Source organism: Candidatus Aalborgicola defluviihabitans (genome assembly GCF_016705985.1).
In the GTDB taxonomy this organism is placed as follows: Bacteria; Pseudomonadota; Gammaproteobacteria; order Burkholderiales; family Burkholderiaceae_C; genus Allorhodoferax; species Allorhodoferax defluviihabitans.
The window spans coordinates 76,116-101,276 of record NZ_JADJKN010000014.1 but is presented as its reverse complement, the minus strand read 5'-3'; the positions used below and the strand labels follow the sequence as shown (position 1 = coordinate 101,276).

General features: G+C 61.1%; 21 protein-coding genes. 10 read left to right on the top strand and 11 right to left on the bottom strand.

Features of this window, described 5'->3' with window-relative positions:
- Window positions 1–84 precede the first annotated feature (84 nt).
- On the top strand, window positions 85–636 hold the full coding sequence (msrA, locus tag IPI80_RS14655; protein ID WP_413861346.1) for a peptide-methionine (S)-S-oxide reductase MsrA: 552 nt from the start codon (window positions 85–87) through the stop codon (window positions 634–636).
- 59 nt (window positions 637–695) lie between these two features.
- On the opposite strand, the gene IPI80_RS14650 is transcribed toward msrA, so the two are convergent.
- From IPI80_RS14650 to IPI80_RS14635, 4 genes are all read right to left on the bottom strand, one after another.
- Window positions 696–1,214 carry a hemerythrin domain-containing protein gene (locus IPI80_RS14650; protein ID WP_413861344.1) on the bottom strand — a complete coding sequence of 173 codons (519 nt, stop codon included), beginning with the start codon at window positions 1,212–1,214 and terminating at the stop codon, window positions 696–698.
- A gap of 312 nt (window positions 1,215–1,526) precedes the next feature.
- The gene (locus tag IPI80_RS14645) at window positions 1,527–2,378 is read right to left on the bottom strand and encodes an SDR family NAD(P)-dependent oxidoreductase (protein ID WP_413861342.1); all 852 of its coding nucleotides are present in this window, start codon (window positions 2,376–2,378) and stop codon (window positions 1,527–1,529) included.
- A 3-nt stretch (window positions 2,379–2,381) separates the two neighbouring features.
- Window positions 2,382–4,250 (bottom strand): carboxypeptidase regulatory-like domain-containing protein, encoded by a 1,869-nt coding sequence (locus IPI80_RS14640; protein ID WP_413861340.1) that lies wholly within the window; start codon window positions 4,248–4,250, stop codon window positions 2,382–2,384.
- A 16-nt stretch (window positions 4,251–4,266) separates the two neighbouring features.
- Window positions 4,267–5,868, bottom strand: a complete 1,602-nt coding sequence (locus tag IPI80_RS14635; protein WP_413861338.1) for an SRPBCC family protein — start codon at window positions 5,866–5,868, stop codon at window positions 4,267–4,269.
- A gap of 71 nt (window positions 5,869–5,939) precedes the next feature.
- On the opposite strand from IPI80_RS14635, the gene IPI80_RS14630 reads away from it, so the two are divergent.
- On the top strand, window positions 5,940–6,971 hold the full coding sequence (locus tag IPI80_RS14630) for an AraC family transcriptional regulator ligand-binding domain-containing protein (protein WP_413861336.1): 1,032 nt from the start codon (window positions 5,940–5,942) through the stop codon (window positions 6,969–6,971).
- A 115-nt stretch (window positions 6,972–7,086) separates the two neighbouring features.
- On the top strand, window positions 7,087–9,159 hold the full coding sequence (locus IPI80_RS14625; RefSeq protein WP_413861334.1) for a FimV family protein: 2,073 nt from the start codon (window positions 7,087–7,089) through the stop codon (window positions 9,157–9,159).
- A gap of 23 nt (window positions 9,160–9,182) precedes the next feature.
- Here the strand turns inward: IPI80_RS14625 and IPI80_RS14620 are convergent, their stop codons facing one another.
- The gene (locus IPI80_RS14620) at window positions 9,183–10,244 is read right to left on the bottom strand and encodes a hypothetical protein (RefSeq protein WP_413861332.1); all 1,062 of its coding nucleotides are present in this window, start codon (window positions 10,242–10,244) and stop codon (window positions 9,183–9,185) included.
- 119 nt (window positions 10,245–10,363) lie between these two features.
- Here IPI80_RS14620 and IPI80_RS14615 point away from each other — a divergent pair, with 119 nt between their 5' ends.
- Together IPI80_RS14615 and IPI80_RS14610 are read left to right on the top strand one after the other, a co-directional pair.
- Window positions 10,364–11,422 (top strand): 3-deoxy-7-phosphoheptulonate synthase, encoded by a 1,059-nt coding sequence (locus tag IPI80_RS14615; protein ID WP_413861330.1) that lies wholly within the window; start codon window positions 10,364–10,366, stop codon window positions 11,420–11,422.
- Window positions 11,423–11,817: 395 nt separating this feature from the next.
- Window positions 11,818–13,029 (top strand): serine hydrolase domain-containing protein, encoded by a 1,212-nt coding sequence (locus IPI80_RS14610; RefSeq protein ID WP_413861328.1) that lies wholly within the window; start codon window positions 11,818–11,820, stop codon window positions 13,027–13,029.
- A gap of 92 nt (window positions 13,030–13,121) precedes the next feature.
- Here IPI80_RS14610 and IPI80_RS14605 read toward each other — a convergent pair whose 3' ends face one another.
- From IPI80_RS14605 to IPI80_RS14585, 5 genes are read right to left on the bottom strand one after another with little or no spacing between them, the layout of a single operon-like run.
- Complete coding sequence (locus IPI80_RS14605) at window positions 13,122–14,318, bottom strand: MFS transporter (RefSeq protein WP_413861326.1); 1,197 nt, start codon at window positions 14,316–14,318, stop codon at window positions 13,122–13,124.
- A complete protein-coding gene (locus IPI80_RS14600) occupies window positions 14,315–16,108 on the bottom strand; it encodes a hypothetical protein (RefSeq protein WP_413861324.1) in 1,794 nt (597 codons plus the stop codon). Before IPI80_RS14600 ends, IPI80_RS14605 begins: the two co-directional genes overlap by 4 nt.
- On the bottom strand, window positions 16,105–16,947 hold the full coding sequence (locus IPI80_RS14595) for an SDR family oxidoreductase (protein WP_413861322.1): 843 nt from the start codon (window positions 16,945–16,947) through the stop codon (window positions 16,105–16,107). Before IPI80_RS14595 ends, IPI80_RS14600 begins: the two co-directional genes overlap by 4 nt.
- A 2-nt stretch (window positions 16,948–16,949) precedes the next feature.
- On the bottom strand, window positions 16,950–17,933 hold the full coding sequence (locus IPI80_RS14590; protein ID WP_413861320.1) for an SDR family oxidoreductase: 984 nt from the start codon (window positions 17,931–17,933) through the stop codon (window positions 16,950–16,952).
- Entirely contained in the window at window positions 17,930–18,859 is a 930-nt protein-coding gene (locus tag IPI80_RS14585) for a bile acid:sodium symporter family protein (protein ID WP_413861318.1), read from the bottom strand. Before IPI80_RS14585 ends, IPI80_RS14590 begins: the two co-directional genes overlap by 4 nt.
- A 700-nt stretch (window positions 18,860–19,559) precedes the next feature.
- On the opposite strand from IPI80_RS14585, the gene IPI80_RS14580 reads away from it, so the two are divergent.
- The 5 genes from IPI80_RS14580 (at window position 19,560) to IPI80_RS14560 (ending at window position 24,213) form a co-directional block, all read left to right on the top strand.
- A complete protein-coding gene (locus IPI80_RS14580; protein ID WP_413861316.1) occupies window positions 19,560–20,555 on the top strand; it encodes an AraC family transcriptional regulator ligand-binding domain-containing protein in 996 nt (331 codons plus the stop codon).
- 10 nt (window positions 20,556–20,565) lie between these two features.
- A complete protein-coding gene (gene yaaA, locus IPI80_RS14575) occupies window positions 20,566–21,336 on the top strand; it encodes a peroxide stress protein YaaA (RefSeq protein ID WP_413861314.1) in 771 nt (256 codons plus the stop codon).
- Window positions 21,337–21,432: 96 nt separating this feature from the next.
- Window positions 21,433–22,407 (top strand): alpha/beta fold hydrolase, encoded by a 975-nt coding sequence (locus IPI80_RS14570; RefSeq protein ID WP_413861312.1) that lies wholly within the window; start codon window positions 21,433–21,435, stop codon window positions 22,405–22,407.
- Window positions 22,404–23,261, top strand: coding sequence for an NADPH-dependent 7-cyano-7-deazaguanine reductase QueF (gene queF / locus IPI80_RS14565; protein WP_413861310.1), 858 nt, complete (start codon window positions 22,404–22,406; stop codon window positions 23,259–23,261). The genes IPI80_RS14570 and queF overlap by 4 nt, the downstream gene beginning before the upstream one ends.
- 103 nt (window positions 23,262–23,364) lie before the next feature.
- Window positions 23,365–24,213 (top strand): EAL domain-containing protein, encoded by an 849-nt coding sequence (locus tag IPI80_RS14560; RefSeq protein WP_413861308.1) that lies wholly within the window; start codon window positions 23,365–23,367, stop codon window positions 24,211–24,213.
- 33 nt (window positions 24,214–24,246) lie between these two features.
- Here IPI80_RS14560 and IPI80_RS14555 read toward each other — a convergent pair whose 3' ends face one another.
- Window positions 24,247–25,119, bottom strand: a complete 873-nt coding sequence (locus tag IPI80_RS14555; RefSeq protein WP_413861306.1) for a Crp/Fnr family transcriptional regulator — start codon at window positions 25,117–25,119, stop codon at window positions 24,247–24,249.
- Window positions 25,120–25,161: the final 42 nt, after the last annotated feature.

Here is a 25,161-nt window from a genome sequence, read left to right as displayed (position 1 = left end):
TGAAAGCGCAAAGATACCCGATAAGCGGCGATTGCGTTGCGGTGCGATACTGGGTTAACAAGTGTATCCATTGAAGGAGGTTTCATGACTGGTTCACCTCAATCCCCGCAAACCATCACCCTGGGGGGGGGCTGCTTCTGGTGCACAGAGGCTGTATATGTGCAGGTGCGCGGCGTGCTGGATGTAGAGTCTGGCTTCAGCAACGGGCAATCACAAAACCCCAGTTACGAAGACGTATGTACCGGCGCCACAGGCCATAACGAGGTAGTCAAGCTGGTCTATGACCCGGCGCAAATTTCCACGCGCGAGGTACTGGAGATTTTCTTTGTCATCCACGATCCGACCACACTCAACCGCCAGGGCAATGACACCGGCACGCAATACCGTAGCGGCATTTACTTCTCGACGCCTGAGCAGCAGGCTGTGGCTAAAGAAGTGATCGCCGAGATGGCCGCCAGCGGCACATATAGCCAGGCGATCGTGACGGAAGTGCTGCCAGTATCCAACTACTGGCCAGCCGAGGACTACCACCAGGACTTCTTCGCCCGCAACCCGGACCAGGGCTACTGTATGGCCGTGGCAGCGCCCAAGGTGGCCAAGTTTCGCAAGACGTTTTTACGCCTGCAAAAAGACTGAACACTTGACGAAGGCCATGTCCGACAGCGCGCTTCGGCAGGCGCGTCTGCCAGAAACGCTCAGTATTTTGAGACGTAAAGCGGATACAGTGTCAATTCTTCACGTTTCATGCGGGTGCTGACAACACTACCGATTTGATCGAGTTCCCCGGAAAATGACGACAGATCGGCATCGGAACTCTTTTCAATCTCCTTGTATTTTTCAAGAAAATCCAGGACGTTTTTTCCAATGCCATCCATTTCCTTGCGAAATGATCGAACTAGCGCCGAATTGATTTCATCCCCCGCCATCTGCTGCTGCAAATAGATGTACAGACGCATGTTCTCAGTGAGTAGGTGATTGCGAACGAGCGCACCGAATTCCTTCAAATTACCGGAGACCGTCGCAAGGTCGCGGTGGGTGAAGCTCTCTTTGATGCTGTCGTAAAGCTGGAACAACCGACGGTGATCTCCGATCAGATCTTTGATCAATTCCGGGTAGAACTGAATCCCCCCAGATTGTGTCGGCGCGGGCGCAGGCGCAGGCGCAGCAGCTGGTGCAGATTTTTTTTCTTCCTTCTTCTTAAAAAAATCAAACATGCAAATCTTCTCCTCTTTTGCGACTGAAGCCACTACTACCCTGCTAGTAGGTTTGTTATCTTATCCCAAGCGAACTGCGTCATTTGACTGAATTTTCCCATTGCCGAAACTTGTCGCCTTTTTGGGAAATGCACAATAAAGGCGGTATTTTTTTCACCAAATTGACGTACTGTTTGACGGTAATCAAGGCGATGAATTGCGTGGTGGTGTTCCACCTCTGCTTTATCCTCGCAGTGGGTATTGTTCTGATTGGCTTCACCTCCCACAACAATCCACCACGACGCGGCGTGGAGGCTGGCACACTTTTTCGCGTTAAGGTGCGTCTAGGTACCCGCTTTGGGTCGATTCCGTTATGGACATGGCGTGCGCCAACTTGCGCGAGAGGCGTGTTCCCCAAAAGCCCATCTTGGCCTTGGGGCCGACAAAGCAATAGTCGTCACCCCGCTGTACCGCTTTGACTACCCCATTGGCCACCACATCGGGCGTGCACCCGTGGGTGCGGTAGTACTCCTGTTGCTGCAGCAACTGGCGCTGGGTGATGTTGGTTCCCACCGTCTTGCCTGCCAGCAGTGGCGTGTTGATGATGCCGGGGCAGACGCGCGTAATGCCCACCGGGCTGCGCTCGGCCGCCAGCTCCATTGCCAGCACATCACTCAGACCCAGCACCGCGTGCTTGCTGGCGGTGTAGGCGGTGATGTTGGGCGCGCCCAGAAAGCTGGCGAGTGATCCGATGTTGACAATGCGGCGCGCTCCGCCAGCCGCTTTCATGGCCGGCAAAAATGCGCGGCACATCAAAACGATGCCCATGAGGTTGACTTGGAACATGCGTTGCCACATCTCCAATGACGTTTCCATAAAACCGCCGAGATAGTAAATGCCAGCGTTATTCACCAATACATCCAATGCACCCACATCGCTTTGCACACGTGTGGCGCAGGCGCTGACAGATGCTTCATTGGAGACGTCACATACGTACGTCAGGCAACTGGGCGCCCCAGCGGCCAGCACCAACTGGCGGGCGGCTTCCAGTGCGGCCTCGTTCAGGTCGGTGATGATGACGCGGGCGCCTTGTTTGGCAAACGACTGCGCACACGACAGGCCAATGCCCGATGCCGCGCCGGTGATGAGAACCACTTTACCGTGGAGAGTTGGGAGTGCAGACATGGTTTAGTGCGCCTTATTGGGGTTGTTGAGTTTGTTGAGTTTGTTGAAGTTTTTAATGTGTTGGGCTTGGTGCTCGGGAATGAGCGATTCCGTGCTGGCCTTGTCTGGCTGCAGACAGAAGAAGGCGGGCATCTGGTCTTCATGAGCATAGGCCGGTAAATTGGAGTTGGATGCGCACACCTTGCCGTCTTGGGTGAATTCAAAATCGCGGAACCAGATCACGCGGTGCGGCATGTGGTACATGACAAACTTTTTGTCTTTGGGGATGTAGCGGGTGATGCGGTCCGAGTTGTTGGTGGCAATCCACACGTCACCATGCTTGTCCACGTTCAGCGCGTAGGGCAGCTCAAACTCGTTGGCCGCCAACAGGGGCAAGGCGGTGCTTTCAAACTGCTGGGTGGAGGGGTCAAAACGCATCAGGTAACCCTCGTCAAAAGACGGAATCCACAAAATGCCGTTGCTATCAAAGCGCATGCGGCGCGGGCCTTTGTGGGGCACGTCGTATTCGGTCACCTGCAAGGTCTTGGGATCGATATGGCCGATTTTGTTGGCCAGCAGTTTGGAATACCAAATGCCGCCATCCTTGGGGTTGATGTCGATGCCATACGGCCAGTTCATGATGTCGCGCCCGCCGTTGAGCCACTTGTGGTGCGACAGCGCCAGGTGCAAATTGCCCTTGGGCCACAGCCCTGCGATTTTGAGCATGAGCCCAAAGAAGTAATCGGTAATGCCGCGCATCACACCGTTGTGCGGCAGAGCCACCTCGGTGAACTTCCCGGTGTGCGTGTCAAACTTGAGCACCATATTAGAGGCCAGCATGGTGAACCACAGGTTCTCGTCATTGTCGGCACGGATGGTGTGCGAATACAAGCCCTTGTGCCACAAAAATCCGCGTGGAATGGGGTACAGCTTCCACTCCTTGGTGGCCGGCTGGAACATGAGTAAGTTCGACGAGAGCGCGCCGGTAAAGAAAACGCGTCCGTCTGAAATCTGCACGCCGCTGTGTGGGCCGTGCTTGCCGGTGAAGATGCCAATGGGCAGCTCAATGCCGTGAAAGTTGCCGCCTTCTTTTTCGTCGGTCACCGGCATTTTGTAGATGTCAATTTTTCCGCTCGGGCGGTCCAAAATGTGGACCTCGTCGCGGCCTTCGTCGATGCCCATCAGCTTGTCGTCACTCAAAACAATGGTGTCGTGCAAGAAAGACATGGGTGTTGCGGCATGCCATTCTTCAATGCGCGCTTTGGATTGCTCTGGCGAGAAATCATTCACCTGAATGGCCTTGACTGGTTTGCCGGTAAAACCGTCGTTCAGCAATTGGGTGATGCTTTGGGTTTCACGCCAAGTCAGCAGCGCGGTGTAGCCTTCCATGCGGCGCACCACCTTGCTCCACTCCTTTTCGTCACGCGGGCGGCGCGTCAGCGAATTGCCTTGTTGGTGGCAATAGCCACATTGCGAGATAAAGGTCTTTTTGAGTTTGTCGTCGCCAAAGGGCAGCACGGCGTTGTGGGCCGACGCGGGCAAAGTGTCCGACAGTTCTTCAATCGACATGATTTTTTCCACACCAAAATCGAGTTTTAGGTTTTGCTTCTCGGTCAGGTTCACGTCTTTGGTCATGTCCCTGAAATACGGTGTGCGCACCCGTACCGCCAGCTTTCCGGTAAAGCTGGTGTCGATGGCGTAACGACCGCCTGCGTCGGTGTAGACCGTTTCTTTGCGATTTTTTTCGGTGTTCCAAACGGTGACCATGGCGCCGGCAATCGGCTTGCCTTCTACGGTGCCAACGCTGCCGTTCAGGTGCGCGCCGGCGTGGCTGAGCGCGCTTGCGCCAAGTAGCAGGGCGGTAAGCGCAAGTTGGGTGATGGCTTTTTTCATCATGCGTGCCTGCCCGTTAACCGAAGTAATAGAAGTAAGCGTGTCCCGCCGCCATAACGACGGTTGACACAACGGCGGACAGAGCGACATTGCGTGCCACTGCTTTAGCGATTGCCATGGGTTTGCCTCCGGAGGGTGCGACAGCCCGTGTGTTTGCAAGTGCGTCTCGCTGGTTAGATGCAGGAGAGTCCAGCACCGTCTTCAAGCCGACCAAGGCACCCGAAATCTTTTTGTGCAGTGCATGCCGCAGCACGCCCCCCAGGCCGGGTATGCGCGAGCGAAAACGCACTTGCCAGTGCACGCGTGTACCCGCTTGGCCATTGACTGTGCAGGGCTCCACCGCAACTTCGGCGGTGTAGCAGCGCACCGGCAGGCCCTTGATCACACGGTAGCGGTACGACGTGTTGGGCACAAAGTGGGTCACTTCTTCGTGAATCTCGCCCAACGGGCCACGGATGCCCCGTACCGCACCGCGTCCGTTGGCGGCAGTGTCACCCGCACGCAGCAAGCGTGAAGCGCCCAAGCCCGACCAGTTGCCCAGGTGGGCATGGTCGCTCACCCGGTTAAAAACCGATGCGATGGGCGCGGCAATTTCGGTAGTCACCACAAACTGCTGGTTGTCGGCCTGCGGGCGTTGCTGGATAGGTGAGGGCAGAAAGCCAAACAGGCGGTGCCCCAGCTTCCAGCGTGCCCACATGAACTCAAACGAGAAACCCAGCGGGTCTTGCACATATACGCAGCCCGCCACTCCCATCTGAATGTGGGGGCAGTTGGGCGTCGCCCCGGCCGCCAGCGCGCGCCGGCGCATGGACCGCAGGCCTGCCGGGCCACTGGGGTCACCAAAGGCTACGTTAAGAATGCGCTGGTCGCACAGGCGGTAGCCGGTGGGGAAGGGTTGGCCTAGCGGATCGTGGTACTGCACTGCTTCGAGCAGCATGGTTTCGTTGCCGCTGCCGCCCATGAACACGCGCCGTGTGCAGCGTGCACCTTCCAAATTCCAGATCGCTTCCTGTGCATCGTCGTGCAGGGCAATATCGATCACGCGCATGCCCAAACCGTGGGTTAAGAAGGCCGTTGTTTTTTCCAGATCCGGGGTGGACAAGGTGACGCAGCGAATGGCCACCGGGCAATCCATACGGCTGCCCGTGCGACCTACGTCGCCTCCCCCGGCCAATGGATCGGCTTCCATGATCTCTACGTACACGCCATCCGGGTTGCGCACGCACGCACGGCGCTGGCCCAACGCACCCATGGGTGGCGCAAGGGCGGTGCTGCCCTGGGCCGCCAGGCTTGCCAGTGCCGCGTCAAAATCGGTCACCCAAACGCCGCAGCGGCTGTAGCCCAGGTCACAGGCGCGGTAGTCGGAGGGCATCAGCGCCGAGTGGGGTGACTCATACTGAAACATCTCAAGCTGCGCCCACGCGCTGCGCCCCACCAAGCACCAGCAGGTCATGGCCAAGCCGCGAATGCTCTGGATCATGCCGGTTACCGGGCCACGAAACAGCATGCGGTTGCCCCCCGCCGGCAAAAACCCCAGCCCTTCGCGCCACCAGGCATCGGTGCGCCGCAGGTCAAGCACGGCAAAGGCAATTTGGTTCAGTGGTATGGGTGCTTGCATGGTAGTGGGCGCTTTGATAAGTCGAATTTTGATAAATATCCACTGGCCTTGAGTTAACATTTCGTCTCAACATGCAAGCCAAACCCCAAGTCTTCATTCGCGCACGGGCCATGACTGGGCTGCAACCGCTGGTGCATTCGCTGGGGGGTGACGTGGTGGCGTTGATGGGCAAGTTCAATCTGGACGCCGCCTTGTTGGAGCAACCCGATGCTGTACTGCCGCTGGACCGGCTCTCCGCACTCATGGAAGACGCGGCGGTGACTCTGGATTGCCCCGACTTTGGGCTGCGTCTTTCCACCTACCAGGACATCGGGGTGTTGGGCTCTCTGGCCTTTATTGCGCTGTACGCGCACACGGTGGGCGACGCTATTGAGGGCATTGCCCGCCACCTGCCGTACCACAGCCCTGGCCTCAGCCTGAAGCTGATCAACGACGACGCATCGGGCCTATCGCATGCCTGCTATGCGCTGCACAGTATTGACCCCACGCATACGCAGATTGTGGAGCTGTCTTACGGGGTGGCGTACCAATTCATGAAGTCGATTCTGGGCGAGAATGCCCAGTCGGTGACCGTGCATTTGCGCCATGCGCCGATCTCTGCGCGGCAGCGCTACCGCCGCTATTTCAATTACGGGCTGCAATTTTCCCAGCCCCGCGACGCACTGGTCTTTCCGCATGCCATGCTGGGCCATGTGGTGGATGCAACCCACGGTGACCTTTATGCGGCGGCGGCCCAGTTTGTTAGCCACACCATGCGCCGTTTCCCGCTGGACATCGGCCTGCAGGTCGAAACACTGGTCGATCGCCAGCTGGCCAACGGCGGCGGTAATGTGGTTCGTATTGCGGGCCAACTCAACCTGTCGCGCAGCACCCTGCACCGGCGTCTGGCGCAGCAAAACCTGAGTTTCGAGGGCATTGTCGATTCGGTGCGCCGACGGCGTGCCGAGGAGTACCTGGGATTGCATTCAGTGCCACTGCACCAACTGGCTGCGCTATTGGGGTACACCAATGGTGTGTCGTTGCATCGTTCCTGCTTGCGGTGGTTTGGAGAACCTCCTTCGTTGATGCGAATGCGAAGGTGCAAGGACACTGCCCAAGAGTAGCTCTGCACGTTGTTGCTGTTTGGATGTCCACAAAGCGCTCGCGATTTGAGAGCGGGTCAAGCCCAACGGACGAGGGCTGGTAGCCGATTCTGGCTGTGAGAGAATCTGCCCCACAATGAAACCTGCGCACCATATCAGGAGCATCGTTTTGGGCATGGCGCTCTTGGGCATCGCCATGGGCAGTGCTGCCCTGTCGCTTGGGCGTGCTCAAGGGCTGGCGCTGGTCGGCCAACCGTTGGACCTTCGCATTCAAGTGCAGTTTGACAACGGCGAAGACCTGCAGGCCGCTTGCCTGACTGCCGAGGTGTTCTATGGCGACAGCCAGGTGGACCCTTCGCGCGTATCCGTGGCGTTGGACGCCACCACCGCCGACCCTGCGTCTCGCTCGGCCCCGGTGCGGGTTAGGGCTGCCGCTGCTGTGAATGAACCCGTGGTCACCGTTCAGCTGCGTTCGGGTTGCCAGATCCGGTCTTCCAAACGTTACACGCTGCTGGCTGATTTGCCAACCAAGGTGGTCGAAGCGCCCGAGCGCACGCCTAGCCGTTCGCTGGCTCCTGTGGCGGCAGCGGATGTGTCACGATCAGGTGGTCTGGTCAGTTTGCAGAAGCCAGTGCCGCAGGGCGATGCGCCTGCCGCTCTGCGTTCGGATACGCCGCGCAAAGCAAAGACCGCCCCACTAGTGGCACCGACAGTGGCTGCGCAGCCACCAGCCCCGGCGCGCACGCCCAAGTCAACCAAGACCCGCGCACGGGCACACCTCAAGCTCGACGCGTTGGACCTGTTGATGGAGCGCGATCCGGTGTTGCGGGCCACGGATGAACTGCTCAGCGCGCCCCAAGAAGGTGGCTCGCAACGGGCAGAAGCCGCCGCCTTGTGGCGTGCGCTCAACGCGACGCCCGAGCAGATCTTGCGTGAGGAAGTGCAAGCCCAGCGTGTTGCAGTAGAGCTGAAGTCGCTATATACCACTACCAATGCCAACCAGAAGGGGCTGATGGAACTGGTTGCCAAGGTTGAGCGTGCCGACTCCGAACGCTATGCCAACGGTCTCGTCTATTCACTGCTGGCCCTGTGCGCGATCGGCTTGGTGGCGTTGCTCTGGGTGTGGCAGCATATGCGCAGCATGGTTCCTGCGCCGGACTGGAAACAGAGTATGGACGCTGGCGATAGCCTGATGGTGGAGCTCTTGCACGCGAACTCTTCCAGGACGCCCACAAAGCCGCCTGCAGCCAAGGTGACCACCAAAGCGGCCCGTACAGCGGTGCCCTCAGCGCCGATGCCACTGACCGAGGTGGACGTTGACTTGGGTCAAATCAACCCATCCTGGAACAAGGATCTGCTCACGCGCCATTTTGTTGACCCCTGGGCTACGCCAGCCAGTGCCGCACCATCAGCTTGGCGCACGCTGGAGGTTCCCACGCTGCCTAACGCAGAAGGGGCGATTGATTTTTCTGCCAGCGTGTCCCCAGTACAGCGCACTATGGATACCGAAGAGCTGGAAGACATCCGCCAGCAGGCTGAGTTCTTTGTCTCGCTGGGGCGGCAGGAAAAGGCCGTCGACATTCTGATCACACGCGTGGCCCAGTGCGGCGAATCCAGCCCGTTGGTGTGCCTGGATTTGCTCAAACTCTACCATGCACTGGGGCGCGAGACGGAATACGATTTCATGCGCACAGAGTTCCACCACTGGTTCACCGGACGCATTCCCGAGTTTGCCGAATTTGGTAATGAAGGTCGCGCCCTGGAGCGTTACCCGCAGGTGATGGAGCGCATCGTCAATATGTGGCCTGGGACCAGTGTGCTGGCGTATATCGAAGACTGCCTGTACCAACACACTGGAGCACTGTCGGGGCAAGCTTTTGACCTGCAGGCATACCGTGATTTGCTGCTGCTGCACACGGTAGCCAAACGCATCATTCGCATGGCCGATGACAACGGTGCGCGTAACGCCCATGTTCCCGATATGGTGCGTATTCCGGCTCGGGGTGGCAACAACCCAACGCGCCCCGGCGGGTTGCGTGAAGACGATGACGATGGATCTGGTTTTCAGGTGGACATTAACACCAACTCTGCACCACTTGGGCCTATGAAGGTTCCACCTGCACCAGTGGTCGGCCCAGCAGAGCCAGAGGTTGTTGCATCGGTCCACGATAAGACCCACACGGACTTCAATTTCTTGAATTTGCGTTGAACCTGCGCTGGCCATGGTGGCCTTTATGCGGTGGGGTCCTTTCGTGCCAATTCGGGCGGCGGCAGCAATTCCTGCGCCATGGTGTGTTCCAGCGCGTCCAGCCGCGCCAGCAAGGCCTGGGCCTTGGTGCACAGTATCCCGTCGCTGGAATCCAGAACTTCAGTGGCCAGCTCGCGCGCCTCGGGCCACAGTTCAAGCGCCTCGGACTCCTCTGCCAGCGCGAACGTGATCGAGAAATCGGTTTCCGGCAAGAATGGCGGCTCTGGTTGGAGTTCAAGGTCGGGCTGGGGCATTGGCATCGGCATCGGTTCCAACAGGTTAACAGGCACAGGTTCGGGTTCGGGTTCGGCTGTGAAGTCAGGCTCTGGCGCGGGGACAGATGCAGGCACTGGCACTGCCAATTGCGCAGACGCCGGTTCCGGGTCGGGTTCCAAGTCGAGTTCCAGATCCAACACCATTTCTGGCTCGGCTCGGGTGATATCCACCACGGCGTGCGGCTTGGGTGTCGGACGGCTGGCTTCTTCGCGTTCGATTTCCTGCTGCTGCGTGCGGGCTTCGCGCTTATCTGCCAGAGATCTGCGTACGCGTACTACTTCGCCAGCGGCGGCCTCGGAATCAAATCCCATGTCGGGGTCGTTGCGTGCAAAGTAACTGTCCAGCACGTCATCGGCCAGCGTAGAGGCTGGCGCTGGTGGGGCATAAGCGGCAGTTTGTGTGGATAACGTGGCTGTCTTCGGTGTGGGCTGGTGAGCCTCTGCGCGGCGCGCAACAGTTTCGTTCAGCCGGGTCTGGGGTCGGTACCACAAGTACCACCACGCCAGCGCCAAGATCAGCCCGAGTGCGGCGGCCACGCCCACCACAGTGCCGTCCAGTCCCGACGGCAAGCCCGGAAATGCCGATTGCACGGTCTGCAGCGGGTTGGCAGGCTCGTGGGTTTGCAGCTGCTGAATGGACTTCTGGGTGGCCAGTGCCTGCAGTTTTAGAGCATGGATGTCTGATTCCAGCCGCTCCAAAGGCGCGCTCCCGCTCGCAACGGCAGTGGGTATCGGTGCGGGGCTGTCCGGCAGTGAAATGGGTGTGGGCAAGTTAAATTACCAAGCTTTGCGAGAGGGGCCACACGCAATGGCCCACTCCGCGCTGCGGCGAATGATAGTGCAGAATGCACCGTTTCCAACCTCTGTTGGCACCACAGCACTGAAGTTCTATGCCTTTAACGTCCGATATCCGCATCCGCAGCGTGCGTCCCTTGATCTCTCCCGCCATTTTGGAAGACGAACTGCCGCTGCCCGCTGCCGCTGAAACTTTCATCCAATCAGCCCGACAGCAGATTGCCCGCATCATCCTGGGCCAGGACGACCGGCTGTTGGCCGTGGTTGGCCCCTGCTCGGTGCACGACCCGGTGTCTGCTTTGGAATATGCCCGCAAGCTGGCGCCGCTGGCGACGCGTTTGTCCCCGGATTTGCTGGTGGTGATGCGGGTTTACTTTGAGAAACCGCGCACCGTGGTGGGCTGGAAGGGCCTGATCAACGACCCCGGCCTGGACGGCAGCTTCCAGATTAACCGTGGTCTGCGCCTGGCGCGCCAGTTGCTGCTGGATGTGACGGCACAAGGTCTGCCGATTGCCACAGAATTTTTGGATACCACCCTGGGCCAGTACTACGCTGACCTGGTTTCCTGGGGCGCCATTGGCGCGCGCACCACCGAGAGCCAGATCCACCGCGAGCTGGCCTCGGGCCTGTCCATGCCGGTGGGCTTCAAAAACCGCACGGATGGAGATTTGCAGGTGGCGGTGGACGCGATACTTTCGGCCCAGCATCCACATTGTTTTCCCTCACTCACGCACCAGGGCGCGCCCGCTGTGCTCACCACGGCGGGTAATCCGCACGGTCACCTGGTGCTGCGCGGTGGCAGCCGCAGTGGTCCCAACTTTGGCGCTGAACACGTGGCCCAGGCTGCTGCGTTGCTGCAGCAGGCTGGCGCACCCCAGGCGGTTCTGGTGGACTGTAGCCATGCCAACAGCGGCAAGCGCTTTGATCGCCAGCCCGAGGTGGCGCACGATGTGGCCGGGCAAGTGGCGGCCGGCCAGAGCGCCATCATTGGCGTCATGTTGGAGAGTCACCTGGTGGCAGGCACCCAAAGCGTCAAGCCCGGCCAGCCGCTGACCTATGGCCAGAGCATCACCGACGCCTGCCTGGCCTTTGACGATGTGGTGCCGGTGCTGGAAGACCTGGCGCAGGCAGTGCGCCAGCGTCGGCAAGGTTGAGATAAATCGAGATCACTATTAATTTTGTAGCTGGCTACGTATATTTCACGAGGGCTAGCGGTCTATTTTGTTAGAGAAATTTCTAGCGAATCAAAGCGTGGTGACTGTCTGGGCCCTCGCCTAAGCGGAACACCGGCGCACAGTGGTGCCTTGTTAATTCAGTCCATATCGTTTGTGCCGGTGGCGGGAACTCATTGGAAATTCAGATCACCACATCAGGGAAAGCCCGGCTCTTGAGGGCGCTTGTGGGTGCCATACTTGAGCGCATGCGGTTGAGTTTTCTATTCGTGATGGAGGCAAGTTTTGACAAATGCCGACCAAAACGGATTCAAAGCTGAGCGTTTCGGAAAATACGGTCTGCAGGATACTTGGCGCCATTGCGCGGGAGAACTGAATTGAAACTCAAGAAATTTGCCCTCGGGGCGCTGGCCGTTCTCGTCGTGGGCGGAACTGCCGGCTGGTTGAGCCTGGACAAGGAAACACGCGGACTGCTGGCGGCCATGCCAACCAACCGGGATCTTCTTTTCTGGAGTCAGCCGCAGCGCGATGCGGCGTTCCGCGCGATGGACCGCATCTCGCTGCTGGCCAAATGGCACGATATCCCGGCCGGCAGCACGCCCTCACCGTTGCCACCGGGGCCGCCGTTGAAGCTGCAGCTGGATGTGGATGCCTATATGGCCGGTCAACGCGGCGCGGCCCTACTGGTGCTGCAAGACGGCAAACTGCGCCTGGAACGCTATGGGCTGGACTTTGATCGCAACGGGCGCTGGACGAGCTTTTCGGTCGCCAAATCGTTGACCTCTACGTTGATGGGCGCGGCCATCCGCGACGGCTTCATCAAGAGCCTGGACGACAAGGTCAGCGTCTACATCCCCGAGATGAAGGGATCAGCGTACGACGACGTCAGCATCCGCCAGCTGTTGACCATGACCTCGGGTGTGAAATGGAACGAAGACTACGCGGACCCCAAGTCTGATGTGGCCCAGTTCAACAACCACAAACCCGAGGAGGGAGTCGACTCCCTGGTGAGCTACATGCGCAAACTCCCGCGTGAAGTGCCTGCCGGAACGCGCTGGCTTTACAGTACAGGTGAAACCAACTTGGTGGGCATTCTCATCAACCGCGCCACGAAAAAGCCCCTGGCCACATACCTGTCTGAAAAGATTTGGATGCCCGCCGGTATGGAGCAAAAAGCCACGTGGATCCTCAGCAAAACAGGGCAAGAAATCAGCGGCTGCTGCATTCAGGCCGCGCCACGCGATTTCGCGCGATTTGGGCAGTTCATCCTGAACGGGGCCGTCGTCAATGGCAAGAGCATCGTGCCGGAAGGCTGGCTGGCGGACGCAACCACCAGCCGCACCACTATCGGCCAGCCAGGGCGAGGCTACGGCTACCAGTGGTGGACCTATGACAGCGGTGCCTTCACCGCGCGGGGCATCTTCGGACAGGGCATCTTTATCGATCCCAAACGCAAGTTGGTGATCGTCTCGAATGCAGACTGGGCCGGCGGCGCCCGAGACCCTGGCGCCAGTGCATCACGCGAAGCGTTTTATCAGGCCGTGCAAAAGGCCGTGGATGATGAAGCGGCAGCCGGGCCGCACAGCTGATGTTGACCACCCATTCCGGCTTTCATCATCACATTGCCTTCAATGCCATTGTCAGTGCTGACGCTCGTATCGGGGGCTCGGTGAAGTGATCGCTATCCCTGCCCAGTGTAGGCCCGCAGCCGCCCCATGCGCCAGGCCGCCAGTACCACGATCGCGGCCAAGCCCAGACCAGACCAGGCAATGGCCTGCACCACGCCCACGGCATTGACCAGCGCACCAGCCGCCACGCCCGACAGCGCCGGCACCACCTGCGAGGTGATGGAGTACATGCTCATCACCCGCCCGCGCATCGCGATAGGGGCTTGGACCTGGATGCCTGAGACCACCAAACTGATGACCATGCCGCCGGCCAGCCCGACGCAGGCCAGGCCGGTGGCAGAGAGCGCAGCACTGCCGATCTGGCTCAGTGATGCAAACACCAGGCAGCCCCCCACAATGCCGCCGAACATGACCCAGCCGTGTCGCACGCGCCTGGACAGCGCCAGCGCCGTGATGCCGCCCACGATGAGCGACAACGCCAAGAGGCCCAGGTAGGCTCCGCGTTGCAGTTCACTCAAATGCAGCACTTCGCGCGCCAACTTGGGCAACAGGATTTGCAGCGGCCCGGTCATGGCATAGCCCAGCACAGCAGCCAGCATCAGTTGGGTAAGCAGCGGGTCAGCGCCCACCACGCGAAAGCCCGCGCCAATATCGGCCAGTACCGAGTTGCCTGATGGCACGGCATGGCTGCGCGTGCGCAGGTTGGCAATCAACACGGAGGACAGCACAAAGCCGGCCGCCGCCAGCGCAATGACCGCTCCCCAGCCGGCGCGGCTGCGCACCAAGCCAATCAGCAAGGGCGCCAGACCAAAGCCCACCAGAACCTGCAGATTGAAGATGATGGTGGCTGGGCGCAGCTCTTCGGGGCGCGCCAGTTGCGCCAGCGTTGTGAGCCGCGCTGGCCCCACAAACGACCAGGCCACGCCGCCCAGAAACGCACCACCCAGCACCCAGGCCACACGGGTTTGGTCGGTGGCGCCGCCTTGTGCCCACCACAGGCAGGCCAGCCCGGCCAGAAACAGGGCCTGCGCGGCATGGATCACGCGGTGCGGCGGCACGCGGTCGCACACCACGCCGGCAAACCAGCCAAATACGATGGAGCTACCAAAGGCCAGGCCAAAGCCCAGGCCCGAGAGCAGGTCCGACCCCACCGCCTCCTGCAGGTACAGGATGACGGTGTAGTTGAACATGTGGCCGGCGGTAAAGCCCAACAGGCACGACAGAAAAAAAAGTCCGTGCCGACCCATCATGGAGTGGGCCCGTTCGGGTTCAACTGGATCAGCGTGGGTTGGTAGTCTTCAATGTGCCAGGAGGGAAAGCTGGCACTGGTGAGCAGCACGCGGCCATCCTCGGTGAACTCCACATCGCGTGTGAAGGTGGCCTTGCGCGGCAGCGGGAACGTCGTCCACTGGCCGGTTGCAATATCGAGCCGGTGCACGCTATCGGAGTTGGTGCCGTTGACCCACACCTGGTGGCGCTTGCGGTCTACATTCAGGGCATACGGCGTGTCACTCCCAACCGGTTGCACCGGCAGCTTGAAGGGGGTGAATTTCTTGCTTGCGGGTTCATACCGCAGGATGGCGGATTCGTTGAACATGGCAATCCACAAATTGCCGTCGCGGTCAGCACGCAGGCGGCGTGGTGCTTTGAGTGGGGTTGGGATCATGGTGATGACGCCAGTGGCGGGATCCAGACTGGCAATTTCGTCGGTGTGCAGGCGCGCAATCCACACCTTGCCGTCGGGTGTGACCTCAATGCCGTAGGGCAGGGGCACGCCGGTGGAGTGGTGGTCAATCTTGACCCAGTTGGTAATGGGCAGCCCCAACCCGATGAGCTTGAAGAAAAATGGCGTGAGCTTGACCGTCATTTTTTCCATGAAGGTTCGAAACGGCAGGTCATAGGTGGTGAACTTGTCTGCCGCACGGTCGTACACAGCGATCTGGTTGGAGAGGGCCAGTGTGAACCAGACACGGTTCCGGGCATCCATACGCACGGTGTGCGGGTAGAAGCCAGAGCCAATCTCGTGGTTGATGAATTGCTTGGTCTTGGGATCAAACTCGATCAGCCTGCGTTGGTACGAAGGGGTGATGAAGATGTGGCCGTCTTTGGGCGCCTCTACCAGCGAGTGGATGCCCTGGTAGGTCTCGTGCTTGGGGAAATCGCGCAAGCGCCCGGCCAGCAGGCCACCCAGCTTGTCGCCCGGTTGCGGCGGCACGCGGTACACGGTGTAGGCACCAGTCTGGGTGTTGATCTCGTACAGGCGGTCTTGCAGGTTGTCGCCCACATAGACCAGGCCGTTGCTGTGTTGCACAAAGTCGTGCATCTGCGAGAAGCGGTCGCCAATGGGCAGCTCGGTAATGGACGCCGTGGCCAATTCGGCAGTCCAAGGGGTTGCAGCGGGCACTCTTTCGGGGTGGGCGTTGATGTCTTTCCAGTGGGCCTCCAGCAAGGCCGGCATTTCTTTTTGCGCCTCGGAAGACAAGCGCGCGCCATAACGCACCATGCGTTTGATGGTGGTGGACCATTCTTCGGCACTGCGCTCACGGCGTAAGAAGGCCGAGCCCTGCTGGTGGCAGAAGCCGCACTGGGCCATGAATTCCTTCTTCAGATCGTCACGGCCCACCAGCAGCGTGGAGGTCCAGGCGTTGGAGGGGCGTTGCTCGGCCAGGGCCTTGGGGTCGGTCTCGGCTTGCATGCGCCAGGTGGTGGGTTTGGCCAGATCAGCAGGGGCCATCACCACATCCTTAAAGCCGGGCTTGCGCAGACGCACCTGGTAGTCGCCGGGGGAGTCTGGCAGGTGCACGCGGCCTTGGGCGTCGCTAAAGCGCGTGGTCTCAAAACTGCCTTGCTGTAGTTTGCCGGACGTGGCGTAGCCGTTGTCGGAATCGTCAATTTTGGCCGGTTGCGTGGCGCTGCGGGTGACCATCACCAGCGGCAACGGCTTGCCGTCTGGCCCGTTGACGGTGAAGTCGGCTGCTTGGCTTGTCGCACAGGCCAAGCTCAGCAGCAAGGCGCCAAAAGGGAAGGTGATTTTTGTCATGGTGTGGTCTCCACGGATGCATGGGTTGTAGCGGGGGAAATCTCGGCACGCAGGCGTTTGCGCATGATGGCGGCATAACGCGTGGGCCACAGGCGTGACAACCACCACGCCGCCTTGGCGGTGAAGCTGAACAGCAGCAGTTGGCGTTGGTGTTGTGCGGCGTGCAGGATGGCGGTGGCCACCTCAGCCGGCTGGGTGGTCGCGCCTGTGGTCTTGCGCGCGTGGGCAGCGGGTTGGCCGTCGGCCCCCAGTGCGGCGCGGTCGATGCCGGTGTCAATGAAGGACGGGCAGACGATGAGCACATCCACACCATCCTCTTGCACCTCCGTGCGCAGGCTATCAAAGAAGCCATGCAGCGCGTGCTTGCTTGCCGCGTAGCCGGTGCGCCCGATCAGCGGCGAAAACCCCGCCACGCTGGAAATGGCAATCACCATGCCGCGCCGCTGGCGCAGGCTGGCAATAGCCGCATGCGTGCAGTGCACTGCGCCAAAGAAGTTCACATCCATCACCCGGCGCAGCACATCCACCTGGGTGTCGGCGAAGGCACTGCGGTGGGCAATGCCGGCGTTGTTGACCAGCACATCTACGCCGCCAAAGCGGGCAATGGCTTGACCGATGGCGGCCTCGCAAGACGGCAGGTTGGTTACGTCGCACAGAGCCGTCATCAGCGTGGCGCCTGGGGGCACTGTCGTGTTGTTCTGCAGGGCTTGCAGCGCGGCGCCATCGCGGTCCAGCGCCACCACGTTGGCGTGGGCATGCAGAAAGGCTGTCATCAGCGCTTGACCCAAGCCACCCGCCGCGCCGGTAATGACGATGCATTGGCCGTTGAAACTGCGCATGGTCAAGCAGCCTTCTGGCTTTGTTGTTGACGCGCCCTGCGGTACAAGTCAAGCACCTGCTCCGACGTATAGGTGGGCGTGTAGCCAAACACTGTTTTGAGTTTGGTGTTGAGCAGAACCGGCCGGTAGCGCAGAAAGTCCAACTGCTCAGGGCCATACTGCGTCAAACCCAATGGCTTCAAAATTGATAGCGCACTACGTAACAACCACGAGGGCAAGGGCCTTGTTTTCTTACCAAGCTTGTGCGCAATCTGGTCGATGGTGAGTGCGCCGTCGCCGGCCACGTTGTAGATGCCCGCAGGGCCATCGCCAATGGCGCGCAGGATGATGCCCACCACGTCCTGGTCCCAGATGAAGACGAATGGACTGTCTGAGCCGCGAATGGCCAGCAGGCGGGGCTTCTCGAACATGTCGGTGATCTGGTTGTGCACCGTGGCGCCCAGAATGGTGCCTATGCGCAGCACCACTTGTTCCAGCTCCGGGTGGTTCTTGCGGTAGTCGGCGAGCATCTCTTCCACCAGTCGCTTGTGGTGCGAGTAGGCAAATATTTCATTTCCGCGCACTGGCATGTCTTCGGTCAGCCAGGGCGCGTTGTCTGCGTGGTAGCCATAAGCCGCGCCGCTGCTGGAAACCACGATGCGCTGCACACCGTGCTGCACACAAGCCTGCAGCAGGTTGCGTGTGCCGTTCACATCCACGTCGTATTCAAAGTCGCGTGTCTGCGCCTTGCCCGAAGGCATGATGGCGGCCAGGTGCACCACGACGTTGATGCGGTGCTGGGCTATCGTGGCTGCCAACTCGGGTGAGCGAATGTCAAAGGCGGCGTATTTCACGTGGGGCAATCGCTGGGCCGGCTCGCGCAGATCGTGCGACACAATGACTTCGGGTCGTTGGCCATCGGGCAGGGCAGCCAGGCGCGCCACCAGTTGGCTCCCCAGGTAGCCGCCACCGCCGGTGACCAGGACCCGCTGCAGGGTTTGGCTCATGCTGTGGTTCCAGAGGCGGGGGCTAGTGACAGCGGCGGCCGGTTCTTCCAATAAGTGGCCAGGGTCAGCCCGGCCACGATATGCCAGATGCCCCACCATGCAGTGACGATGGCCATGCCGCCCAGGCCGTCAAAGAAGTTGAAGATCAGAATCAAGCCCAGGCCAGAATTCTGGATACCCATCTCAAAAGTGATGGCGCGCCGGTCCCGCTCAGGCAGGCCAATCAGGGTGGACAGGCCATAGCCGGTGGTCAATGCCATCAGGTTGTGGACAAACACGACACCCACTACCAACTGGATGTAATTCAAAAAGTGCTGGAAGTTGGCCGCCAGTGCCCCGCCGATGAATCCCACCAAAATGAGCAGAGACAGAATCTTCATCGGCTTTTGTAACTTGTGCGCGAAGCCGGGGTACTGACGCGCTACCCACATACCCAGCACCAGCGGCACGCCCAGCAGCATCACGATGACCTCCAGCATCTCCCACGGGCTCATGGCGACCTGTTTCATCAAGCCCGCCGTGATGGGATGCAGATTGCCCCAGAAGGCAAAGTTCAGCGGTGTCATGAACAGCGCCACCACGGTGGACAACGCGCTCACGCTGACCGACAGCGCCGTGTTGCCCCGGGACATCTGTACCAGGAAATTGGAGATATGTCCGGCCGGGCAACTGGACACCAGAATCATGCCCAACGCAATGCTGGGTTCGGGTCGCAGAATCCAGATCAGCACATAGGTCATGGCCGGAAACAGCACATGGTGGCCCAGCAGGCCCAGCGCCAGCGCCTTGGGCGTGCGCAGGGCGGTTTTGAAATCTTCCACGCGCAGCTCCAGCGCCACGCCAAACATGACCAAGCCGAGTACGGCGTTGAGGATAGTCAGGGTTTGCGGGTTAAAGCTCAGGTGAACCTGGTCGATGGGCGCCATGGTGTTGTCTCCTTGTTATGGAGCAACTTTAGGGCAATGCACCACCTTTGTCGCGTGCAATGCGGGACATGGGGGCAGCAATGTGGGACAGCCAGCCTCCCCCCGCCCCCTTCGGGGCCCCCCCGCCGCCCCCCCCCCCCACCCCCCCCCGGGCCCCCCCCCCCCCCCCCGCCCCCCCCCCCCCCCCCCCCCCCCCCCCCCCCCCCGCCCCCCCGGGCCCTTGGCGCGCCCCGGCCCGGGCCCCCCCCCCCCCCCCGCCCCCCCCCCCCGGGGGGCACCCCCCCCCCCCCCCCCCGCCCTCGGTTTCCCCTCCCCCCCCCCCCCCCCCCCCCCCCCCCCCCCCTCCCCCCCGCCCCCCCCCCCCCCCCCCCCCCCCCCCCCCCCCCCTTCCCCCCCCCCCCCCCCCTCCCCCCCCCCCCCCCCCCCCCCCCCCCCCCCCCCCCCCCCCCCCCCCCCCCCCCCCCCCCCCCCGGCCGCCGCGTGGGGCGGGGGGCCCCCCCCCCCCCCCCCCCCCCCGCCCCCCCCCCCCCTCCCTTCCCCCCCCCCCCCCCCCGTTGCCCCCCCTCCCCCCCCCCCCCCGGGGGCCGGAGGGCGCCGCGGCCCCCGCGGCGCCCGGGGGCGCCCCCCGTTGTTTGGGGTGGAGGGTGGCCGGGGCTGGCCCCCCCGCCCCCCCCGCCGTTGCCCGGCACAATACCCCACCATGCCCGCCCCCTACAGCGTCACTGCCCGGTTTACCCAGGCCATTCTGGAAGCCTCGCTGCGCCATGGCGTGCAGGTGCCGGAGGCCTTGCGCGCCGCGCTCACGCAGGGTGTGCGCGTGCCCATGGCACAGCAAGACAGTTTGTGGGCACTGTTTGCAGAGGCCACGGTCGACCCACTGGCTGCGCTGGCGGTGGGCACCGACCTGCAGGCCGGTCACCTGGATATTGTGGGCCTGCTGCTGCTCAGTTGCGACACGCTGGGCGATGCGTTGGAGGTGCTGACCGAATACGCGCCCATCATTGGCGACAACGCACGCTTCGAGGTCGATGCCGTGCGCGACCCGGTGGTGCTGCGCTACCTACCCGACTACACGGTATGCGTGGAGCAGCGGGTAGAGGCCGCTCTGGGGTGTGTGGTGTCCCTGGCGCGCTGGATGACCAATGGGCGTTTTCGTCCTAGCGCCGTGCTGTTTGCCCACGCACCGCGTGCGGCCGTGGCCGAGTATGAAGCCCTGTTGGGTTGCCCGGCGCAGTTCGATCAGCCTTTTAACGGCGTGGCGTTTGCACCCGGTGAGATGGGCCTGAGCCTGATCCAGGCCGGACGTGAGCTGCACGCCCACTTGCGCACCTTGGCCGACATCATGCTGGCCTCGCTGGCGCAAGACAGTGTGTCGGCCCGCGTGCAACATCTCATCCGCAAGCACCCGCGCTGGGGCAAAGAACGCATTGGTGACGAGTTGGGCATGAGTGGGCGCCACCTTAACCGCAAGCTGGCTGCCGAGGCCATTTCCTTCAAAGGCCTGCGCGAAGCCCTGCTGTACAACCTGGCGGTGCAGGCCTTGCGCACGGGTCAGACGGCGGCCCTGGTGGGGGAAAAGCTGGGCTTTTCGGACGAAAACGCCTTTGTTCGGGCCTTTCGGCGTTGGAGCGACAAGACCCCAGCCCAGTTTGTTCGCGCCGGCTTCACGATAATGGAGGCTGACCCCTCTGAGTGAGCCCTTTTGCATGCTGTTTCTCCTGTCACCCGCCAAGTCCCTGGACTACGAATCACCGATGGCCCCGCACCCGCACACCGCACCACTGTTCGTCAAACAGTCCAAGGTGCTGATGGATGTGCTGCGCACCCAGTCTCCGCAGCAGATTGCCGAGCTGATGTCGCTCAGCGACAAGCTGTCTGCCCTCAACGTGGCGCGCTACCAGGCCTGGTCCACCCGTGCCACGGTCAAGAATGCCCGCCAGGCCGTGTTGGCGTTTGATGGCGATGTGTATGGTGGGCTGGATGCGCGCAACCTGGGCGAGGCTGACCTGGCCTGGGCACAGGACCATGTGTGTATTTTGAGTGGCCTCTACGGCGTGTTGCGCCCCCTGGACCTGATGCAACCCTACCGGCTGGAGATGGGTACCAAATTGGCCAACCCGCAGGGGCGCGACCTGTACCAGTTTTGGGGCACGCAGATATCAGATTACCTGAACCAGCGCCTGCGTGCGGACATCAGCCCGGTGGTCATCAACCTGGCCTCTCAGGAGTATTTCAAGGCGGTGGACACCCGCGCGCTCAAAGCGCGGGTGGTGGATTGCGTGTTTGAGGACTACAAAAACGGCCAATACAAGATCATCAGCTTCAATGCCAAGCGGGCGCGTGGTCTGATGGCGCGTTTTGCCGTGACCCACCAGTTGGTGAAGCCCGAGCAGTTGCGCGCATTCGACGCACAGGGCTATGCCTATGTTGCAGGCCAGTCCAGCGCGCAGCGCTATGTGTTCAGAAGGAAAGCCTGATGCCTTGTGGGTCAGACCACTCGCGCAGCGATGTGCTCTGACCCCAATTGATATAAAAAATGGGCTGTAGCCCTCGTCAAATATACGTGAGAAGCTATGAAAATTAGAGCAAACAACATCGATATCGAAATCGAAGACACCGCAGAAATCAACCCGCAGGATGGTGATGCCTACACCCGTCCGGTGGTGCTGCTGATCATGGGCCTGGGCATGCAGCTCGTGGCCTGGCCGGCGCAGTTTGTGCAGGCACTGGTGGATGCAGGCTTTCGCGTCATCCGCATGGACAACCGCGACGTGGGTCTGAGCCAGCACTTTGACCACCTGTACACGCCAAACCTGCTGTGGGCCGGCATCAAGTACAAGTTGGGACTGCCGGTGCGTGCGCCTTACTCGGTTGCCGACATGGCGGCTGACGCCATTGGCGTGCTCGATGCGCTGGCCATTGGACAGGCCCACGTGGTGGGTGTGAGCATGGGCGGCATGATCGCCCAGCGCGTGGCCATTGCCGCGCCCCAAAAGGTGCTGAGCCTGACCAGCATCATGAGCAGCAGCGGCGCCAAAGGCTTGCCCCAGGCCGACCCGGCCGTGATGCGGGCCCTGATCAGCCGCCCCGCCAACAACACGCCCGAAGCCGCGGTAGACCACTACGTCAAACTGTTCAAAGCCATTGGCAGCCCCAGCTACCCCACACCTGAGGATGAGATGCGCGAGCACATATTGCAGGGCGTGCAGCGCAGCTTTCACCCCGAAGGCACACTGCGCCAGATGCTGGCCATCGTGTCGGACATCACGCGTGCCGAGCAGCTCTCCCGTATCACCTGCCCCACGCTGGTGCTGCACGGCAAAGCTGATCCGCTGGTGCCCTACGTGCATGGTGAGGACACGGCGCAGCGCATCGGCGGTTCGCGCCTGTTGGGCATGGAAGGCATGGGCCATGACCTGCCCAGCGAGCCGGTGGCATGGATACTGGATGCGCTGATTCCCCACCTGCAGGCCGCCGAACCCCTGCCGCCTTACATTGCCACCGCCCCCGCGCCACTGGACCCCAGCGCTTACCAGGTGCTTGTATGAACACCCCCGAACAATCCCAACTGGGCCGGGCCAGTGCTTATGTGGACCAGTACGATGCGTCGCTGCTGTTCCCCATCCCCCGCGCAGACAAGCGGGCCGAGATTGGCATCACCGGCGCGGCGCCGTTCTTTGGCGCCGATATGTGGAGCGCCTTTGAGCTGAGTTGGCTGGGGCCGCGTGGCAAGCCGCAGGTGGCGCTGGCGCACTTCACCATTCCGTGCGAGACGCGCAATATCGTCGAGAGCAAGTCTTTCAAGCTCTACCTCAACAGTTTCAACAACACACGTTTTGATGATGTTGACGCCGTCAAAGCCCGGCTGCGCACCGACATCACCGAGGCGGTTTGGCGCGGTACCGAGCCCGCAGGCTCCGTTCCCGCATCCATTGGCGTCACCCTGATCGGCCCCGACTTGTTTGACCAGCAACCTGTGCACGAGCTGGACGGCCTGAACCTGGACCGCCTGGACATTGAATGCACCCAGTACACCCCGGCGCCTGAATTGTTGTGCGCCACCCCCGACGAGCAGCCGGTGTCCGAGGTGTTCGTCAGCAACCTGCTCAAAAGCAACTGCCTGGTGACGGGCCAGCCGGACTGGGGCAGCGTGCAAATCAGCTACACCGGCGACCAAATCGAGCAGGGTGGCTTGCTGCAATACCTGGTGAGCTTTCGCAACCACAACGAGTTCCACGAGCAGTGTGTGGAGCGCATTTTCATGGACATCTGGACCCGCTGCAAACCGCTCAAACTGGCCGTGTATGCGCGTTACACGCGCCGCGGTGGGCTGGACATCAATCCGTTTCGCACCAGCCACCCGCAGGCACTACCGCGCAACATCCGTACTGCGCGGCAGTAGGCTTGCCGGGTGGGCTTTGTTCAGTAGTGAACAGTTGGGTTTGCACTGCCGCGAAGTCTGGCGTCCAATCCACCAGCAATCAGTTTGCACGAGGACTTGAGACATGAACCTGTTACAAAAGATTTTTCCTGGCAAATTCAAGCAGGATGCGCCCGACACCGGAACCCTGGTGCACCAGTTCATCGTCGAAAAGTCGCTCGCAGTGGTCTTTCAGCCGATTGTCTCGGTCAAAGACGCAACCTTACTGGGGCATGAGGCCCTGGTTCGGGGCCCCAAGGGCAATACGCTGGAGAGTGCTTCGGCGTTGTCGGCGGCCGCCCAGCGCGAAAAGTGCCAGCGTGCGTACGAACTGGCCTGTGCAGAGAACGCCATGCAGCGTTGGGCGCGCGCCCAAGGACGCGGCAAGTTGTTCATCAACGTCAGCGCAGCCTGTCTGGGTGGCGTCGATGGCGCCAATATGGCAGAAGCGCTGGTGCAAACCCTGCGCAGCTACCGCGTCCAGCCGAATCGCGCCGTGTTTGAGGTATCCGGCTACAGCCGCTTCGAACAACCCCAGTTGTTAGCCCAGGCAACGCAGTTCCTGCAAGCGGTCGGGGCGCTTGTTGCGCTGGATGGCCTTAAAGGATCGCGCAGCAATCTGGCTGCCTGGACCGAACTGCAGCCCGATCTCATCAAACTCGATGCGCGCCTGACACAAGACATTGCGCTGAGTGCGGAAAAAACCAAGGTATTGGGCGCACTGGTAGCGCTGGCTGCCCAGCGCAAGACCATTCTGGTTGCCAAGGGCGTGGAGTCAGCCTCGGACTTGCGCGCGTTGGCTGCGCTGGGTGTGGGCTATGCGCAGGGCTACTTTCTGGGTAGCCCAGATGTCGTTCCGGTTGATGCGGTCAACTTCCGGGCACGCACTGTGCTCGAACAACCACTGCAAGTCTCGTTGAGTCATAGCGGCTGAAAAATAGCGGCCGATCTGCCCGCAGAGGCTTGGTCACTGGATTTTGCAGCTCTGCAGCTCGGCCAACAGTTCAGAAATACCTGGATTGAGGTTGTTGACACTGCGTTCGCGCTGGCGGTGGGCGAATACGTTCCAGGTGGCGATCTCCAGAATTTCGAGTTTGCCATAGGATATTTTCAGCCATTCTGCTGCAGCAAGTTGCTGCACGTGCTCAGAAAACAGAGTGCGTGACACGCCGCACAATGACGCCAACATGGTTTGTGCAATCGGAATTTCCACCCCTTCTCCAAAGCCGATGGTGGGCGGCCGGTCTGAGCGGTAGGCCAAGGCCTCGGCAAACTGGCACAGGCCCATCACCACCCGCAAGCAGGGGTTGCCCAGCTTCATCAGCATCAGTGTTTCTGAGGTTTTTTGCACCCGCCAGGCCATCAGCTTGGCCACAAAGCGTGCAAAGCCGGGCTCGTCAATAAAAAGGGCATCAAACACCTCGGCGGGAATGGTGAGCATTTCCGTTGGCACCAGGCAGACGTACTGGGCATAGCTGGGCTTGCGGTTGATGATGGGTTGTTCGCCGAACCACGAGCCCTTGCCATAGATGCTGATGGGCGTTGACTCGGAGTTGGTGGTGGGAATAGACGCAGCCACGAGCCCGTCCATGATGAAGTTCCAGGACTTGATCTCACTTCCCTTGGCCCAAACGATGGCGCCCTGTTTCAGCGACTGGACCTTGACATGCACTGCCGTGCGGGCCGCCACAGCCTCTGACAGGCCAATGCTCTGCATGCGGCGGCCAATGTAGTTGTTGCTGGGGGTGGTGGGCATCGCGCCAAGTATCGCACCCGACAGACCGGGCTGGCCTTGCCTGGCATGGGCTGTTTTGGCGTCTTGACCGTATTTTGTGTGCAATGTGGGCATTTGGTGCATTAAAAATGCATCAATTGGGCTGAT